Genomic DNA, 16,498 nt, shown 5'->3' with positions numbered 1-16,498 from the left:
GCCACCGGCGCGCGGGTTCCCTCTCCCCTTGCGGGAGAGGGTTAGGGAGAGGGGTGCCGCTGGCTCCGCTGCTTGTTGAACGCGAAGGACACTCAGCGGTGAGCGCGACGCTTGATTGATGTAGCATCGACCTGTTTCAGGCATCTTCGCTCGGGGCTACCCCTCTCCCCACCCTCTCCCGCAAGGGGAGAGGGAGCCTGACCGGCGTGCTCACCTCACGGCGCGCGATGACGGCAACGACCGCTTCGCGGGCTGCGGCGGACCTTGATGAAATCCGCTCTGACTACTTCGCCGTCACCACACCGGCGTCCTTAATCACCTTCGCCCACTTCTTGATGTCGGCGGCGATGAAGTCGCGAAAATGCTCCGGCGTGTCGGGGGCCATCGTCAGGCCCTGCTCGGCGAGCTTTTCCTTCACTGCAGCGTCCGCCATCGCCTCGGTGGCGATCCTGTTCAGTTTTGCGATGATCGCCGGCGGCGTCGCGGCCGGCGCGACCATGCCGTACCAGTTCTCGATAATCAGATCGGGCATGCCGACCTCCGCCGTGGTCGGCACGTCGGGCGCGGTCGGGGCGCGCACCCGGCCGCCGAGCGCGATCGGGCGCAGCGCGCCGGCCTTGATCTGCGGCAGGATCACCGGCAGGTCGAGGAAGGTCATCTGCACCTGCTGGCCCAGCAGATCGTTCATCGCCGGCGCGGCGCCGCGATAGGGCACGTGCACGATGTCGATCTTCGCCGTCAGGCGGAACAATTCGCCGGCGAGATGCGGCAGGCCGCCGGGACCGGTGGAGGCGAAGTTGAGCTTGCCCGGCTGCGCCTTGGCCAACGCGACCAGCTCGCTCATGTTCTTCGCCGGCACATTGCCGGCGACGACCAGCATCTCCGGGACGGTGGCCACCAGCGTCACCGGCGCGAGGTCTTTCAAGGTGTCGTAGGCGACCTTCTCCATGCTCGGGCTGATTGCGAGCGCGCCGACGCTGGTGATCGCGATGGTGTAGCCATCGGGCGCGGCCTTGGCGACCGCGTCGGTGCCGAGCACGCCGCCCTGGCCGCCGCGGTTGTCTACGATGATGGTTTGCTTGAAGAGTTCCGACATCTTCTGCCCGACCACCCGCGCAATGATGTCGTTCGGCCCGCCGGCCGGGAACGGCACGATCAGGCGGATCGGCTTGGCAGGGTAGTCCTGGGCTGATGCGGTGATGGGCGCGAGAAGCAGGAGCAGTCCTGCCAGCAGTCTGCCGCAACTCGTCATGTGCGCCCGTCCCTGACTTTTGTGGTTGCCGCCAGAATGAGCGCGGATCGATTGCGCGGCAACCGGCAAAATCAGGCGTTGAGCAGCTTCATCGCCGCTTCGTGGACCCTCGGATCGCCGGCCGCGATGATGCGGCCGCCGCGCTGCGCCGGCTTGCCGTCCCAGGTGGTGACGATGCCGCCGGCGCCGGTGATGATCGGGATCAGGCCGGCAATATCGTAGGGTTTCAACTCGGTCTCGACCACGAGGTCGAGATGGCCGGCCGCGAGCATGCAATAGGAGTAGCAGTCGCCGCCATAGCGGGTCAGCTTTGCGACATGCTCGATGCGGGTGAAGCAGGCGCGGTCGGCCACATTCATCAACAGCGGGCTCGTGGTGTAGGCGGTCGCTTCCTTCAGCGTGGCGCAGCGCCGCACCTGCAGCCGCCGCTCGCCCGACGGGCCGGAATAATGCGCCGAGCCGTTGTCGCCGGAGAAGCGCTCGCCGATGTAGGGCTGGTGCATCATGCCGAATACCGGCGTACCTTTGTGCAGCAGTGCGATCAGCGTGCCCCAGATCGGAAAGCCGGCGATGAAGGACTTTGTGCCGTCGATTGGATCGAGCACCCAGACATAATCGGCGTCCTCGCGCTCGTTGCCGAATTCCTCGCCGACGATGCCGTGCTGGGGGAAGCTCGACTTGATCAGCCGCCGCATCACCGCCTCGGCGGCGCGGTCGGCCTCGGTGACCGGATCGAAATCGCTGGAACTCTTGTTTTCGATCGAAAGCGAGGTCCGGAAGAACGGCAGGATGGTTTCGCCGGATGCGGTCGCGAGGCGGCCGATGAAGGCTTTGAAGTCGATGACCGTCACGGCGGATCCTTCACGACAGGTCTTTGGCAATGCGCGACGCGCAGTGGAAACAGCACTCTTGCCTAGCTCAATCCGGCGTGCTGCGCACGATTAACGGAGCGTTATCCCATTCTGATGACGGTTCCGGACTTTCGAATCGGGTTCGTTTCGAACGTTCGCAACCGTCCCGGTACCGTTCACGAAGTTGCGAATTCTGGTATACAAGCTATGCGCCAAGCGCTGATCATTTGTGTACGATCAAATATCTAATTGAAAAATAATGGGAAAATTGCATTTAACCGGCCTGTTGCAGAATCGTCAGCCGGGCCAACATTGCAGAGGAAATGTTTCGAAAGTTCTTGCGTTTTGTGCAGCGCGGTCGCATATTGTTGCGGTGCGGTAGCGCCTCGCGCTATCGCTGCCCTCCTTGGGCGTTTCCTCCCTAGACTTGGGCCGCTTGTTCATTCAAGCGGCCCTTTTTTCTTGTCCGCGCCACTGCGCGTGTGAATGCAGATTTCATTTTCGCCATCGGCGAAGCCGCCAAATGGATTCCCGGTTCACGACTTCGTCGTGCCCTCAGGTGCGCAATTGCGCACCGGGGGGCGATCGAGGAGCTTACTCCGCTGCGGCCTGGAACGGGCCGAGATCGCCGAACGGTATTTTGGCGAGCGCATCGGCCAGCGTCGCGAAGTCGGCGGCCATCTGGGCGAAGCGCGGCCCGCGCTCGCGGCGGCGCTCATCCATATAGACCGCGCGGTTGAGCTCGATCTGCACGGTGTGCAGGCCGCTCGCCGGGTTGCCGTAATGCTCGGTGATGAAGCCGCCGGCATAGGGCTTGTTGCGGCCGATCGAATAGCCGAGCGAGCTCAAGACCTCCTCGACGAGGTCGGGGAGCAGCGCCGCGCAGCTCGTGCCGTAGCGGTCGCCGATCACGATGTCGGGCCGGCGCGGCTCGTCGCGCGACACGCCGACCGACGGCATCGAGTGGCAGTCGACCACGACCACGGCGCCGAACGCCTGGTGCGCCTTGTTGATCAGCCGGCGCAGCGCGCGGTGATACGGCTTGTAGAGCACCTCGATCCGCCGCAGCGCCTCGTCGACCTCGAGCCGCTCGCGATAGATCTCCTGGCCGTCGCCGACCACGCGCGGGATGGTGCCGAGGCCGCCGGCCACCCGCATCGAGCGGGTGTTGGCGAAGCTCGGCAGCCGTCCGGTGAACATCCGCGGGTCGAGCTCGTAGGGCTCGCGGTTGACGTCGACATAGGAGCGCGGAAAGTTGACCCGCACCGTCGGAAAGCCGCGATCGCTGAGATCAGCGATCAACTCGTCCATGAAGGAATCTTCGGAGCGGCGCAGCGCGGCGAGATCGATCCGCGACGCATCGAGGAATTCGGCCGGATAGGCCGAGCCCGAATGCGGGGAATTGAAGATGATCGGGGCGCGCCAGACCTGCGGCTCGACGATCTCGAACGGGGGCGACAACTCGCCAGCAAATTCGGTCATTCCCTTGGCGCCGTCCCTTGCGTCCGCCTGTCCGGAAAGAATTTGATTCGGCCGGAAAAGCGGAGATTTATGGGCAGGCATTGTCGGTAATCGCGGCCATTCTGCCAAGTGAAAAGAGCGTGGCCAGCTGCTGGAACGCGTCTTAAGAGCGGAAAATGCGCCAGGCGGTTGATTCGATGCACCGTTCGGTCCACAACTAGCTTCCGCTCCGCGGCCATCGCCCGGCGCAAATTTCACCCGAAATTTACCGTCTGTCGGGCTTAGTGTTCGGACAGATTCTCAAAGCCGGATTCGACGATTCCTGCCATGCCGAAAATCCTTCTCGCCGAAGACGACAACGATATGCGCCGCTTCCTGGTCAAGGCGCTGGAAAACGCCGGATTCAAGGTGTCGCCGCACGACAACGGCATGTCGGCCTATCAGCGGCTGCGCGAGGAGCCGTTCGAGATGCTGCTCACCGACATCGTGATGCCCGAGATGGACGGCATCGAGCTGGCGCGCCGTGCTTCGGAACTCGACCCCGACATCAAGATCATGTTCATCACCGGCTTTGCCGCGGTGGCGCTGAATTCCGACTCGGAAGCGCCGAAGAACGCCAAGGTGCTGGCCAAGCCGGTGCACCTGCGGGAGCTGGTCAGCGAAGTGAATAAGCTGCTGGCGGCCTGATTCGGCCCCGATTTAACGACTTTGCGTCCTTGCCTGCCCCGTCCGGGTCCGTTATAGGGACCCGATCCAAACATCGCTTTGGGTGCGTAGCTCAGCGGGAGAGCACTACCTTGACATGGTAGGGGTCACAGGTTCGATCCCTGTCGCACCCACCATCCTTCGCTCGCGCAGCGTGCGAAGGATGCCGCGCCGAAGCCCAACGGGCGCAGGCGGGCTTGCGGCCGCGAGCTTTGGCTCGGCAAGCCAGGCCGACTGATCCCCGTGGCGCAGCCGACTTCTCAGATTCTCCGGCCGTCTGATCTTCAGGCGATTTTTCGTCTGCCGTCTGCCGGGACGATCGAGGTCGGGCGGCGCAAAATTCCACTGAACCTGATTGCATCGAAAGAAACGGCCCCAGCACCCTTGGAGGTTGATGCCGGGGCCGAGAATTCCTGCGCCGCAAAATGGCGGCCCCGAGGGCTGTAAGAATTCGAGATGAAAATAACCTGCCCGGTTGTCGGATCATCCGAGCGGATGCATGTTCCCGAAATAACCGGTGTGAATCTCTCCCGGTTAATTTTGCTGCTTTCCGAGCCGTATCCCGCTTCCGCATCGCCGCCAAGTCGCAAGCTGACCGAAGCCTCCGTGCGTACAAGGTTCTGAGCAATCTCGCGCTGCGTGACTGGCGGGCGACGCGAGAGCCGGCGCTCCCGTTTATTTGGGCGATTGTAAAGCTGGTGAAGTGGCCCACCTCCTCATCCGGAGTATCGCCTCGGCCTGCTTCACCTGGCGAAGCAGTCCATCACGATGCACTCCAGGCGGGGTGCCGCGAGCCTCTCTTCGGAGGCGCTCGATGTCTTCCACGAGGTTCCGGTCGACGGAATCTATCCGTTCACGCTTCATAGCTCTGTTCCTCTTGTCAGAGCCCTGCCGTGGTGAATCTCAACGGTTCGAAGCCCCCTGACGTTCCTGCGGACGATCAATTGACGCCGCCCGCGGAACAACGATCCGCCCGAGAAATTTGCGGAACGAAATCGCTCGTCAGTCTTTCTCTGGCCTTCGGGAGGTGCCCATGAAATCTCACGCCATAGAAGGCGCATGTGCGTTCGCTTGGCGGACCTACATGCTGCACCACAGCGGCGTCAGCGAGATCGATAATCGGCGCTCCGCCCTGCATCGCTATCTCAGCAATCTTTGCGATGCCGGCGAACATGATTTCGGTCACTTGCAAATCGCGGCCGTCGCTTACTTGAGAAAGCTGGACGAATTGCACGACGACCGAGATGCAAGAGCTGCGGCAGATCAGGCTCTGGCCGAGCGCTTGGCGTCACCAGTTCGCAACTCGACAGGCAGCTTTTGGCCATAGCACCAGAGCAGAAGGAGCGAAAAGCATGGCAGCGGACAATGCCTCCAACGCGAACCATTTTGCACGCGACGCACAAAGTCGAATGACCGCAGCGACGGCGATCGGCCTGAATGCCTTCAGGCCAATCATGCAGCTTCAAGTCTCATTTCTGAGGATGTGGGCCGACAGCATCGAGCGGTTCGCGGGCAATTATCAAAAGGGCATGGAAGAAACCGCGACCACTGTCGAGGAGCAGTCCAACCGGGAACGCGCTGCTTGAGGGACACCGTTCAGTTCCTCCGGTTCCGGATTTGAGCTCCACCAGCAGAAAGAAAGTCGGTCGAGAGACTCGAGAAACTCGATCGACGAATCCGGTCGGCCAACTGCGTGCACTGAGAAACTCCAGTCGGTGCTCGACGTTCTTCCGGAGGGAGGGCTTTTGCCGGCGTAAGGAGTCACAATGAGAGCAAACCCGGAAGAGCTTGTTGAACTCACAAATCATGGCTCCATGAAGTTGCGGCATGCAGTCGCCCGAGCGATGTTGCTGCCTCCAGTCGAGCGCCGCAAGGCTACGATCGTTCGGCAGAACGAGCCTTCGGTTCTCAGGTTCAAGACCATCAAGGATCTATTGAATACCTTCGAGCGGGTGCGGCGCGCGAAGTCGCGAAAACGCAGTGCGTCGAAGCGCTCGAAGTCGCATCGCCTGTCCCGATCGCAAGGTCGCAAATCCTCCTTGCGGTCGGGAGCCGCCTAGCCGAGACGAATCCGGGCGGGTGATTGCATGGCTGCGCACACGCGGCGGAAAGCCCGCAGCCGGGACCAGGACAAATCGCCCCCTGAAAAAGCTACGCCGTCGGGCTCGAAATATCGTGTCCCGGCGGCGCCCTGCTGCTGGGCCCCTGAAATCCCCCAGCGCGTAATGCTCTAGCAGCCATTTCACTGCATTTTTGTGAACCAGTTCACATCCGGCATCCGGTAGAAGACGGCTTGGCGGCATCCCAATCCGCACATCGGGCGCGTCCGCGTCTCTCGGACTTCCGTGGAAGCCGTTCGTCGATCCAGCATCCAACAGGGAGTCCGGGCCTGCCGCGTCGTGGGGCGCCCGGTCCCGTCTGCACCAAGGCTTGGGAGTCAACCGGCGCTCCGCGTCTCGACAATCGGGGCGTGCCTGCGGCATTGAGTCGGGCGGCCCGGGACGCGCACAATGTCTCGTGCGGTCTGGCGATGGGGAAGGAGGCCTTGCGGTGCTCGATCATATTCTCAAGTTCATGACGCTCGGGACCATCATGGTCGGCATCACGGCGATCTACATGGCGCTGTACACCAACAACCGGCGGCTGGGCGCCGACATCTTTCTCCGCTACTCCGACCGCATTTCCGATCTGCGGCGCAAATTGCCGATGGCGGCATTCCTGGATGCCGGCGTTCCGGCCGAGACGGAGATGACGCTGGACGAACGCCGAACCGTGCATGAGGTGATCTACTCGATCTTCGAGCTCTATGAGCTCAAGGTCCATGGCTTCATTCCGCCTGCGATTTGGCGGATCAGGGAGCCCGACATCGAACGCGTGCTGTTGCTGCCGGTCTTCCAGCAGGAATTGGCGACGCTGGAAGGCAGATTTGCGAAACATCCCCGCTTCGCCGCATGGCTCGAGCAAATCAGGCAACGCGCCCTCTCGATCGGGTGAAGCGGGCCGCGCGAGATTTGTGCCGGCGGGCAAGGCAGCGATCCGCGGGCCGATACTGAGGGCGATGCCGAACTCGTTGAGCAGAAGCCCGCATGCGCTTCGGCGGGCTTCTGCCCGATCTTACCAGTAACGATGCCAGCGATGGTGCCAACGCGGGTAGCCGCCGTAATAGGCGTATGCCGGGCGAACCACGCGGCGATAGCCGTAACCGTAATAGGCCGGGCTGTATCCACTATCGTACGTCGTGGTGTATCCGCCCCAACGATATGGCGCGACGTCGTAGACGTCATCGTAGGCATAGGCGCCGTAGGCTCCGGGTGCATCATAGTACACGGGTCCGTAGCCGTCGTAGCCGCCGTAGCCGGGACCGGAGTAGCCACCGTACCCGGGACCCCAGGCGTAGGCTGACGAGGCGAGCCCGCCGACGACGGCGCCGGCGATTAATCCACCCGCGAGCGCACGACCGAATCCGCCGCGCGCTTCAGCGGGTGCCGGGGCAGCCACTGCGCCAAGACTGAGCGCGCCGGCTGTCGCTAGAACAAGTGCTGTCTTCATAAAGTCCTCCTTAGCGGGCGATTGTCGCAACGCGTCAACGGGACAATGCGGCGTTGGTGCCTATTGCGGCGTTCCGACTTTTGGAGCGTGGGGAACACGCGCATGTTCCCACGTGACGGTTCCGGTTCTCCGGCAATTGCATCGACTCGCGCGCGCGTCGTTAGGAACGGCCGCCGAGGCACCGTTGTTTTCCTCACAGGGCAGGTTCACCGGGTGACTCGCGCGCACACCTTGCCGCGACAATGATCGGGGTTTGTGGAGCGCGGCTCCGGCTGAAGCAGCGCCAGTCTGTGGCGTCTGCTTTTGCAGGCGGATCGCGAGATAGAGGAGGGAATCAGTAATGCAGAGCAAGATGATGAAAAACAGATTTCTGTTGACGACAGCGGTGTTGCTGGCCGGCGTCGGTCTCGCATCGGCACAAGGCATGCGGGAAGGCGGCGGCGGTGGTGCTGGCGCCGGTGGCGGCGCAAGCATCGGCGCCGGAGCGGGAGCCGGCGGCGGCGAGCGCGGATCGTCAGGAGGCCCGTCTGCAGGCCGCTCCGGCGGCGAAATGCATGGAGGTCCGTCCGGTGCGGCGCGCGGCGGCGGCATGACGGAGGGACGTGGCCACGGCGCGAGCGAAGGCGCCCGGGTCCAGGGTCCAGCCCAAGGCCAGGCACAAGGTCAGGCCCAAGGTCGCGTTCAGGGCCAGACCGAGCGGATGGGGCGCGGTGGCGCGGCCGAGCGCAGCGAGGGCATGCGCGGCCAGACCACCGGACAGGCCCGCGAACGCAGCCGCGTCGAGCAGAGCGGCCGCGCGGAGCAGAGCGGCGAGCGGCAGAGCCAGCGTGATCGCGCGCGACAGGATCAGACCGTTGGACAGAGCCGACGCGAGCGCGAGCAGACCGGCCAGACCGAATCCCGCGAACGCGGTAGCGCCGCTTCGCGGCAAACCCAGCAGCAGCAGCAGCCGCAGAACCGCAGCGGCGCCGCAAGGCTGAACGAGAGCACCACGACGGGGCAGGGCAAGGGCGGCGCGAGCACGACGACCGGTCAGAACACCAGACCCGGCCAGACGACGGGCGCGGCCGCACCGCAGTCCGGCACCGCGCAAGGCCGCACGGAGCCCGGGCAGACCACCGGTCAGGCGCAGAGCCAGTCTGGCGCCACTGCTCAGACCCAGTCGAACACGACGGTGCAGAGCGAAGCCGGGCGCACCGTGACGGCGCAACAGCAGAGCACGATCCAGCGCTCGGTGCTGTCGGCGCGCAACGCGCCGCGCGTCAACGTCAGCTCGATCAACTTCGCGGTTAACCGCGGCGTGGTGGTGCCGAGGAATTTCCATGTCGTGTCGGTCGCCGCTTTCCCGGCGCTGATCGAGGCGTTCCCGTATTATCGCGACGACAGCTTCTTCATCGTCGAGGATGAGGTCGTGTTCCTCGACCGCAGCCGCCGGGTTGTCGACGTGGTCCCGGTTGGACCGCGTACGCACTACAGCCATCGCCGCGGCGGCAGTGGTAGCTACGCGATGGACCTGAGCCCGGAGCAGATCCGTGAGGTGCAGGAGGTGCTGATCGATCGCGGCCTGCTGGTCGGCGAGGTTACCGGTGTGTTCGATTCCCGGACCCGCGAGGCATTGATCACGTTCCAGCGCCGGGAGGGCATCGCGACAAGCGGCAGCGTCGATACGCGCACCGTGACCGCGCTGGGTCTGTCGGATCGGATCGGTGGCGGCGCGTCGCAGGGACAGTCGACGGTCGGCCGCAGCGGCAGCCAGCAGCAGAACACGACTGGACAGAGCACGACGGGACAAACGAATGATCGGGCGAACCCGCCGCAGAACCAGTCAACCACCGGTCAGGCCGGACCCCAGCCATCCGCTCGGGATAACGCGCCGCAGTCGAATACGACCGGACAGTCTGCTCCGCAGAACCAGTCCACCGTCGGCCGGAGCGGCAACCAGCCGAATGCGGATCGGAATACGCAGTCCGGACACGGCCAGAGCAGCGGTCCGTCATCGTCAAGCTCGGGCCACAACGCACAACAAGGTGCACAGACGCCGGCGCAAAACTCCGGTCAGGGTGCAAGCGACAGAAAATACTAACCCATGCAAGAGCCCCGCTACCAAGCGGGGCTCTCTTCTTTGAGCGAGACGATCGTGAAGTCCTCTTCCGCCTCATCGCCGGCTGATGTATCGTGCAAGCGAGCCGCCACCGGGATGTGCCGAGATTCCCGGGAGTCATAGGCGGCCTTTATGCCCACGGCGGGCAACTTTCTTGTGACATTTCAGACGCGGCGCCCGTGACGACTGGTTCGGAACGGCACGTGAAAGTTATTTCAAACCTCAGATGGAGGCATTCATGCATTTCTGTATGACTGGACAATACACGCCACGTGCTCTCAACGCGATCCTGGAAAACCCGACGACGAACCGCCAGGAGGCGGCAAGAAAACTCATCGAGAGCGCGGGCGGCAAGCTCGTCTCGATGTACAGCACGGCGACCGACGGCCCGGGCGTCCTGGTGATTTTCGACGTGCCTGATCCGAGTGCGGCTCCGGCGATTTCCGGCCTCACCGTCGCCGCCGGCACCATGCAGAACGTCAAGCTGATGAGACTGTTCACGCAGGACGAGATCAAGCAGGTCCGCCAGAACGCAGCCAAGATGCGTCCAAGCTACAGCCCGCCTGGAAGCTGATCTCATCTGAACTCATGCGCGAGGCCGCCGCTCGGATCATTGAGCGGCGGCCTTTCAGCTATGGCGGACGGTCGGACGGAAGCCGGCCGCGCCAATCTTCGCTGGCGAGCACCCTGCGCTGCCGGTCGGCGATCGCGGGCCATTCGGAGCTGATCACGCTGAGAACGGCCGCATCGGCGGATGCGCCCTCGTCGGCCGCGAACCAGGCGCGAAGCCGGCCTTCGCAGCGGAAGCCGAGGCTGGTGTAGAGATCGAGGCTACGCCGCAGCCGCCAGTCCAGATGCACCTCCGCCCGCTCGACGGCGAGTACCTCGAACGCATAGCGCGTCATGAGATGCGCGACATGGCTGACCAGCAGCGCCTCGTCCAATTGTCCGATGCACCAGATCGGCGCCAGCGTCGCGCGCTTCTCCTCCGGCTCGACGGTCGCGAACGCGGTGAGGCCGAGCAACTCGCCCGATCTAACGTCCTCGAGCGCGAACGCGGCCGTCGTTGCCGCCCGGCTCAGCGTCGCTGCGAGGCGCGCGGCCACTGCCCGGCCGGAGCCGCCGCGATCGAGCTGCCGAAGACGGTCGGTCTCGCCGAGCAGCTTCGCGCGCGCAGGCGCCGCGCCGGTGATCTTGGCGAGCAGGATGCGGTCGGTGGCGAAGTTGGTTTCGCGGTTCGAGGTCTGCATGCCGTATTGACGCATCCTGTGTGCATGCCGTCAAATGACCGGATCGGCAGTTCATATGCAGATTGGTCATGTCCCTGAACCCAAGATCCCTGAATCCAAGGCACGTCGACCTGTTTCGCGAGGTCGTGCGCCACAACGGAATCACCAAGGCCGCGCTGAGCCTGCGGATCGGCCAGCCCTTCGTCAGCCGTGCGATCGCGCGGCTGGAGCGCGAGATCGGTTTCGCGCTGTTCGAGCGCGGCCGGGGCGGCGTTACGCTGACGGTCGAGGGCGAGATCTTCCTGCAGGAGGTCGAGCGCAACCAGGTCGGGCTCGACTATCTGGCGCGTGCCGCGCGCGGCATTCGCGAGCGCGGCAGCGGCACGCTGCGGATCGCCTGCCTTCCGGCGTTCACCTATTCGCTGATGCCGCGGATCGTCAGCAGTTTCTCGCGCAAGAATCCCGGCATCATGCTGTCGGTCGCCGTGCACAGTCCGGAACGGGTGTGGAGCCTGGTCGCGTCCGGCCAATGCGATGTCGGGCTGGCGCGGCCGCAGGCCGGCTTCACCGCCGTCGACGACGAACTGCTGATGACGACGGATGCGGTCTGCGTGCTGCCGCGTCAGCACCGCCTGCGCGCCAAGCGATCGATCGCGCCGAAGGATCTGCATGGCGAGACCATGATTGCGCCCGCGCCCGGCGCGCCGCACCGGCTGCGCCTCGAACGCGCCTTGGAAGATGCCAATGTCGAGGTGCGAACGGTCGCCGAGATCCAGTACAGTATGCAGCGCTGCGCCCTGGTCGCGCAGGGGCTGGGTTTCTCGATCGTCGATCCGGTGGTGGCGCGGGATTTTGCCAGCGCCCGGATCGTGCTGAAGCCGTTCACGCCGCGGCTCGAGATCACCACCGTGCTGCTGTTTCCGTCGCAGCGGCCGCGCAGCCGCCTGGCGCTGCAATTCTGCGAGCTGCTGCGCGCCGAAACCGCCGAATACAGGAAGACCGCCCGCGCAACGGCTTGATTCCAATTGTAAAATCAGGCTCGCGGCCGATCGGGGAGGGCCTTGTCCGCGCGATTGTCGGGCCTGCCGAACTGCGATAGACACTGGTATACCACGGCCGGGGCCTCCGGCGTTTCCCGCGGACCTCCGGCCCGGGACGGGCGTTGGACATTCAAGCAGGGTTTTGAAAGAGAGAGCATGGCGCGCAATATTCTGATCCTTGGGGCCTCGTACGGCTCGTTGCTGGGGACGAAGCTGCTGATGGCGGGGCACAACGTCTCCCTGGTCTGCCGCAAGAACACCGCGGAGCTGATCAACCGCGACGGCACCGAGGTGCGCATCAAGCTGCGCGACGAGCCGAACCATCGCTCGATCTTCTCGCGCGACCTGCCGGGCAAGCTCGACGCCGTGACCCCCGCCGATGTCGACGTGTCGCGCTACGACATGGTCGGCCTTGCGATGCAGGAGCCGCAATACACCAACCACACGGTGCGCGTGCTGATGGTCAAGATCGCGGCGGCGAAGCTGCCGTGCCTGTCGATCATGAACATGCCGCCGCTGCCCTACCTGAAGCGGATCCCCGCGCTCGCCGGCATGGACCTCGAGGAGGCTTACACCAACGCGCAAGTGTGGGAGCGTTTCGAGCCGGGCCTCGTCACGCTGTGCTCGCCCGATCCGCAGGCGTTCCGTCCGCCGGAGGAGAAGGCCAACGTGCTGCATGTCGGCCTGCCGACCAACTTCAAGGCCTCCGCCTTCGCCGACGACAAGCACAACAAGGTGCTGCGCGAGCTCGAGGCCGATATCGACGCGGTGACGCTGGACGGCCAGGACGTTCCGGTGAAGCTGAAAGTGTTCTCTTCGCTGTTCGTGCCGCTGGCGAAATGGTCGATGCTGCTGACCGGCAACTACCGCTGCATCACGCCATCAGAGCCGCAGTCGATCCGCGACGCCGTGCACGGCGACCTCAAGCGCTCGCAGGCGATCTACGACCATGTCGACGCGCTGGCGCGGCAGCTCGGCGCCGATCCCGCCGACCAGGTGCCGTTCGCGAAATACGCCAAGGCGGCGGAAAGCTTGCTGAAGCCGTCATCGGCCGCCCGCGCGGTCGCCGCCGGCGCGCCCTTCATCGAGCGCGTCGACCTGCTGGTCAAACTGATCTCGCATCAGCTCGGCAAGCCCAGCGCCGAGATCGACCGCACGGTCGAGACCGTCGACCTGAAGCTGAACGAGAAAATCGTGCAGGGCGGCTCCGGCGCGGAGTGACGCGGGCGTTGGTGGCGAGGGCAGGCGCCCTCGCCATGCGTCGGCGGACGGCGCGACGTGAAAATGCGGCAGCCGAATGCATGGCTCGGCCGATCCGAGTGGGATAGGCTTGCGCAGATGTGCGATCGGGAGCCACGACCATGCCGATCAGACCGCTGCCTCCTCTGGGAATCTATGGCGACCTCGAACGCGCGCGCGACATCATGCGCGCGTGGCAACCGCTCGACCAGCTTCCCCCCGACACCGCCGAAATCGTCGCCAAAGCGATCGCCGAGGGCATCGCACGCGGCCGCCAGCACGGCCTGGAAATGGGCCAGTGCCACCGCGCGGCGTGAGCGCGGGGTTACGCGCCGTCAGGTGAGACCGCCAGAACCTTGATCGCACGCGTCTGGTGGCTTGGCGTCTGAAATTCGATGGTCTGGCCGACCGACAATCCGATCAGCGCGGCGCCGACCGGCGTCAGGACCGAGATGCGCTTCAAGGCGATGTCGGCTTCGTGCGGATACACCAGCACGACCTCGCGGATGTCGCCGGTCTCGTCGTCGCAGTAGCGCACCCGCGATCCCATGCGGACCAAGTCATGCAGATCGGCGTCGTCGGCCACGATCTGCGCCCGCTCGGTCTCGCGCGCGAGGAACTGAGCCACGCGCGGAAACAGGGTCATGCTGCAATCGGCCAGCGCGCCGAGACGCAGCGCTTCGCTCGCCGCGATCATGATCGGAGGTAATGCGGGAGTGAATGTGCCGTGGTGCTTGCTCTGGGTCATGTCCGTTACCGTGTTGTTGCCGCTGCTGGCTCGTGTCGGAGGCTCGGCCGGCGGGGGCCGCAGCCCCGCGCCCTTTCAGGAGCAGGAACTCAACGTCCCGCTCTCGAAGCCGCGAACCGATTGATGTTGCGATGATTGAGAGCCGGACAGCGCGCGTGCTCGCTGCCCGGCTAATTGCCTGCGTGCAGACGTCCGGCGCGCAACGCCAGTCGCGCAATATGCGTGTCGATGCTCATGGCATAAATCATGACAAGGCGAACATAGCCGCTGCCGCCGTCATCGCCATTGCGGCGAAACCGCGCATGACAGCGCGGGAGAGGGATAGTGCGGAGGGATGGATTTGACTGTCAATCGCGAGTCGATGGAGAAATGAGTCTGCTCTTCCTCTTTGCAAGCGAACAACCCAAACCCGTCATCCCCGCGCAAAGGCTTCGCCTTTGTCGCTGGAGGAGCGGCCTCTTGGCCGCGTCTCGAAGGATGAATCGGCCCGGCTGTTGCCGTGCGGAGGGAGGCGGGCCGTCGACCCTTCGAGACGCGCGCAAGCGCGCGCTCCTCCAGCGACAAAGGCGAGCCTTTGCGCGGGGGTGACGGTGTGGTTTGCTCAGCTTGCTCGGTGTCATCACCCGGCTTGACCGGGTGATCCAGTATTCCAGAGACGCCGGTGATAGAAGCGAGAGGCCGCGGCGTACTGGATCGCCCGGTCCATGTGCGCAATTGCGCACAGGCCGGGCGATGACAACGGTAGATGACGAAGCTTCACAAGCTCTCAGGGTGACGGGTTGGGTGTTGCGCTTGTGCTTTGTGAGATCAGCAACGGAGGTCGCCACCAATTCCTCGGCTCGAAGCTGCAATTGGCGCCGCGCCCTTTCCGTGACGCGGAAGCGCTAACACTGCGCACAGCCCGACATCGTGACATCATTCACATGCAATCCCGCAAGATCGCGTGAAGCCGGCGATGTGCTCCCAGGGCAGGGCGGACCCGCGCTGGGCGGCTTGCATGATCGCGCCATCGGCGTCACAGTCCGTGTCGCGGCGGCAACGCCGCCAACAAGCAACAAGACTTGAGCGACCAAGGCTTAGAGTTCGAGGAACGCCATGGCGGCCACGCGCATCGACTGCGATATCCATCCCGCGGTGGGGGGAACGCGCACCACGCTGCTGCCCTATCTGAGCGATCACTGGAAGGAGCAGGTGGTGAGCCGCGCCATCGACGGGCTCGACCTCAATTCCTATCCGCCGTCGATGCCGCTGTCGGGCCGCGCCGACTGGCGGCCTGCCGATGGCCGCAAGCCCGGCAGCGATCTCGCCATGGTGCAGCGCGGCGCGTTCGACCAGCTCGGCGCCAGCCATGCGATCTGCAACGTCGTCTATGGCGCGCAGGCGGTGTTCGATTCCTACATGGCGGCGGATTTTTGCAAGGCGATCAACGACTGGATCGCGGCGGAATGGCTGGCCAAAGACAAGCGGCTGCGCGCCTCGATCGTGGTGCCGATCCAGGCGCCGGACCTCGCGGTCGAGGAGATCGAGCGCCGCGCCGGCGACAACCGTTTCGTCTCGGTGCTGGTGCCCTCGCAAGGCGAGACGCTGCTCGGGCGGCGGCACTTCTGGCCGATCTATCAAGCCGCGGAAAAATACCAGCTGCCGCTCGCGATCCACGCCGGCAGCGCCTACCGCGGCGCGCCGAGCTCGATCGGCTGGCCGTCCTATCGCTACGAATATTATCTCGCCGAGGCGCAGGCGTTTCAGGCGCAGATATTGAGCCTGATCTATGAAGGCGTGTTCGGAAAATATCCGGGCCTCACGGTGGTGCTGATGGAGTCGGGCGTCAGCTGGCTGCCCGCCTTCATGTGGCGCGCCAACAAGACCTGGCGCGGCGTGCGCGTCGAGGTGCCCTGGGTCGAGCGCGAGCCGGCCGCGATCATCCGCGATCATTTCCGCGTCACCATGCAGCCGTTCGACGCGCCGCAGGATGCGACCAGCGTCGCCGACATCATCGACCAGATCGGCTCGGAAAAAATGTTCCTGTTCGCGTCGGACTATCCGCACTGGCAGTTCGACGGCGACGATCCGATTCCGCCTCACCTGCCTGACAGTCTGGTCAGGCGGATGTGCGAGGATAATCCGTTAGAGACATTTCCGCGTCTGAAGCTGGATTCGTGAGACATGATACTCACTGATCGAATTGTTGCCGCATCGGCGGTGCTCCACCTCTCCCCAGCGGGGAGAGGTCGGCGCGCAGCGCCGGGTGAGGGGGCACAGGTCTCACGAGGGACCGCAAGGCCCTCACCCGGATTGCATCTGGCGATGCAATCCGACCTCTCCC

At 64.5% G+C, this 16,498-nt stretch carries 16 protein-coding genes and 1 tRNA gene; 11 read left to right on the top strand and 6 right to left on the bottom strand.

The annotated features are described in order from the left end of the window. Positions 1 to 283: 283 nt before the first annotated feature. The 3 genes from CI41S_RS10520 to CI41S_RS10510 all read right to left on the bottom strand — a co-directional run bounded on the left by CI41S_RS10520 (position 284) and on the right by CI41S_RS10510 (position 3,585). Complete coding sequence (locus CI41S_RS10520) at positions 284 to 1,252, bottom strand: Bug family tripartite tricarboxylate transporter substrate binding protein (protein WP_139858900.1); 969 nt, start codon at positions 1,250 to 1,252, stop codon at positions 284 to 286. 71 nt (positions 1,253 to 1,323) lie between these two features. Continuing rightward, positions 1,324 to 2,103, bottom strand: coding sequence for a histidinol-phosphatase (gene hisN, locus CI41S_RS10515; RefSeq protein ID WP_139858897.1), 780 nt, complete (start codon positions 2,101 to 2,103; stop codon positions 1,324 to 1,326). A gap of 594 nt (positions 2,104 to 2,697) precedes the next feature. Beyond that, positions 2,698 to 3,585, bottom strand: coding sequence for an N-formylglutamate amidohydrolase (locus tag CI41S_RS10510; protein ID WP_139858895.1), 888 nt, complete (start codon positions 3,583 to 3,585; stop codon positions 2,698 to 2,700). A 306-nt stretch (positions 3,586 to 3,891) separates the two neighbouring features. Here CI41S_RS10510 and cpdR point away from each other — a divergent pair, with 306 nt between their 5' ends. The 5 genes from cpdR to CI41S_RS10480 all read left to right on the top strand — a co-directional run bounded on the left by cpdR (position 3,892) and on the right by CI41S_RS10480 (position 7,263). Then, positions 3,892 to 4,251, top strand: coding sequence for a cell cycle two-component system response regulator CpdR (cpdR, locus tag CI41S_RS10505; protein ID WP_066502958.1), 360 nt, complete (start codon positions 3,892 to 3,894; stop codon positions 4,249 to 4,251). Positions 4,252 to 4,331: 80 nt separating this feature from the next. After that, positions 4,332 to 4,406, top strand: a tRNA-Val gene (locus CI41S_RS10500). An 896-nt stretch (positions 4,407 to 5,302) separates the two neighbouring features. After that, positions 5,303 to 5,596: a hypothetical protein gene (locus CI41S_RS10490; RefSeq protein WP_139858893.1), complete on the top strand. Its 294-nt coding sequence runs from the start codon at positions 5,303 to 5,305 to the stop codon at positions 5,594 to 5,596. 25 nt (positions 5,597 to 5,621) lie between these two features. Beyond that, on the top strand, positions 5,622 to 5,855 hold the full coding sequence (locus CI41S_RS10485) for a hypothetical protein (RefSeq protein WP_139858891.1): 234 nt from the start codon (positions 5,622 to 5,624) through the stop codon (positions 5,853 to 5,855). A 964-nt stretch (positions 5,856 to 6,819) separates the two neighbouring features. Then, on the top strand, positions 6,820 to 7,263 hold the full coding sequence (locus tag CI41S_RS10480; protein ID WP_139480809.1) for a hypothetical protein: 444 nt from the start codon (positions 6,820 to 6,822) through the stop codon (positions 7,261 to 7,263). 120 nt (positions 7,264 to 7,383) lie between these two features. On the opposite strand, the gene CI41S_RS10475 is transcribed toward CI41S_RS10480, so the two are convergent. After that, the gene (locus CI41S_RS10475; RefSeq protein WP_139858889.1) at positions 7,384 to 7,818 is read right to left on the bottom strand and encodes a hypothetical protein; all 435 of its coding nucleotides are present in this window, start codon (positions 7,816 to 7,818) and stop codon (positions 7,384 to 7,386) included. 340 nt (positions 7,819 to 8,158) lie between these two features. On the opposite strand from CI41S_RS10475, the gene CI41S_RS10470 reads away from it, so the two are divergent. Beyond that, positions 8,159 to 9,901 carry a peptidoglycan-binding protein gene (locus CI41S_RS10470; protein WP_244626468.1) on the top strand — a complete coding sequence of 581 codons (1,743 nt, stop codon included), beginning with the start codon at positions 8,159 to 8,161 and terminating at the stop codon, positions 9,899 to 9,901. A gap of 256 nt (positions 9,902 to 10,157) precedes the next feature. Then, positions 10,158 to 10,493: a GYD domain-containing protein gene (locus CI41S_RS10465; RefSeq protein ID WP_139858887.1), complete on the top strand. Its 336-nt coding sequence runs from the start codon at positions 10,158 to 10,160 to the stop codon at positions 10,491 to 10,493. Positions 10,494 to 10,551: 58 nt separating this feature from the next. On the opposite strand, the gene CI41S_RS10460 is transcribed toward CI41S_RS10465, so the two are convergent. Next, the gene (locus CI41S_RS10460) at positions 10,552 to 11,169 is read right to left on the bottom strand and encodes a GNAT family N-acetyltransferase (protein ID WP_139858885.1); all 618 of its coding nucleotides are present in this window, start codon (positions 11,167 to 11,169) and stop codon (positions 10,552 to 10,554) included. A 68-nt stretch (positions 11,170 to 11,237) separates the two neighbouring features. Here CI41S_RS10460 and CI41S_RS10455 point away from each other — a divergent pair, with 68 nt between their 5' ends. From CI41S_RS10455 to CI41S_RS10445, 3 genes are all read left to right on the top strand, one after another. Next, complete coding sequence (locus CI41S_RS10455; protein ID WP_139858883.1) at positions 11,238 to 12,167, top strand: LysR substrate-binding domain-containing protein; 930 nt, start codon at positions 11,238 to 11,240, stop codon at positions 12,165 to 12,167. A gap of 177 nt (positions 12,168 to 12,344) precedes the next feature. Then, positions 12,345 to 13,409 (top strand): ketopantoate reductase family protein, encoded by a 1,065-nt coding sequence (locus CI41S_RS10450; protein WP_139858881.1) that lies wholly within the window; start codon positions 12,345 to 12,347, stop codon positions 13,407 to 13,409. A 140-nt stretch (positions 13,410 to 13,549) separates the two neighbouring features. Then, entirely contained in the window at positions 13,550 to 13,744 is a 195-nt protein-coding gene (locus CI41S_RS10445; RefSeq protein ID WP_139480799.1) for a hypothetical protein, read from the top strand. A gap of 8 nt (positions 13,745 to 13,752) precedes the next feature. Here CI41S_RS10445 and rnk read toward each other — a convergent pair whose 3' ends face one another. Further along, positions 13,753 to 14,175 carry a nucleoside diphosphate kinase regulator gene (gene rnk, locus CI41S_RS10440; RefSeq protein WP_139480798.1) on the bottom strand — a complete coding sequence of 141 codons (423 nt, stop codon included), beginning with the start codon at positions 14,173 to 14,175 and terminating at the stop codon, positions 13,753 to 13,755. A 1,095-nt stretch (positions 14,176 to 15,270) separates the two neighbouring features. Here rnk and CI41S_RS10435 point away from each other — a divergent pair. Then, positions 15,271 to 16,335: an amidohydrolase family protein gene (locus CI41S_RS10435; protein WP_139480796.1), complete on the top strand. Its 1,065-nt coding sequence runs from the start codon at positions 15,271 to 15,273 to the stop codon at positions 16,333 to 16,335. Positions 16,336 to 16,498: the final 163 nt, after the last annotated feature.

It is taken from the genome of Bradyrhizobium ivorense, assembly GCF_900696085.1.
Taxonomy (GTDB): domain Bacteria; phylum Pseudomonadota; class Alphaproteobacteria; order Rhizobiales; family Xanthobacteraceae; genus Bradyrhizobium; species Bradyrhizobium ivorense.
Note: the sequence above shows the minus strand (reverse complement) of the source record. Positions and strands in the feature narration are given on the sequence as shown.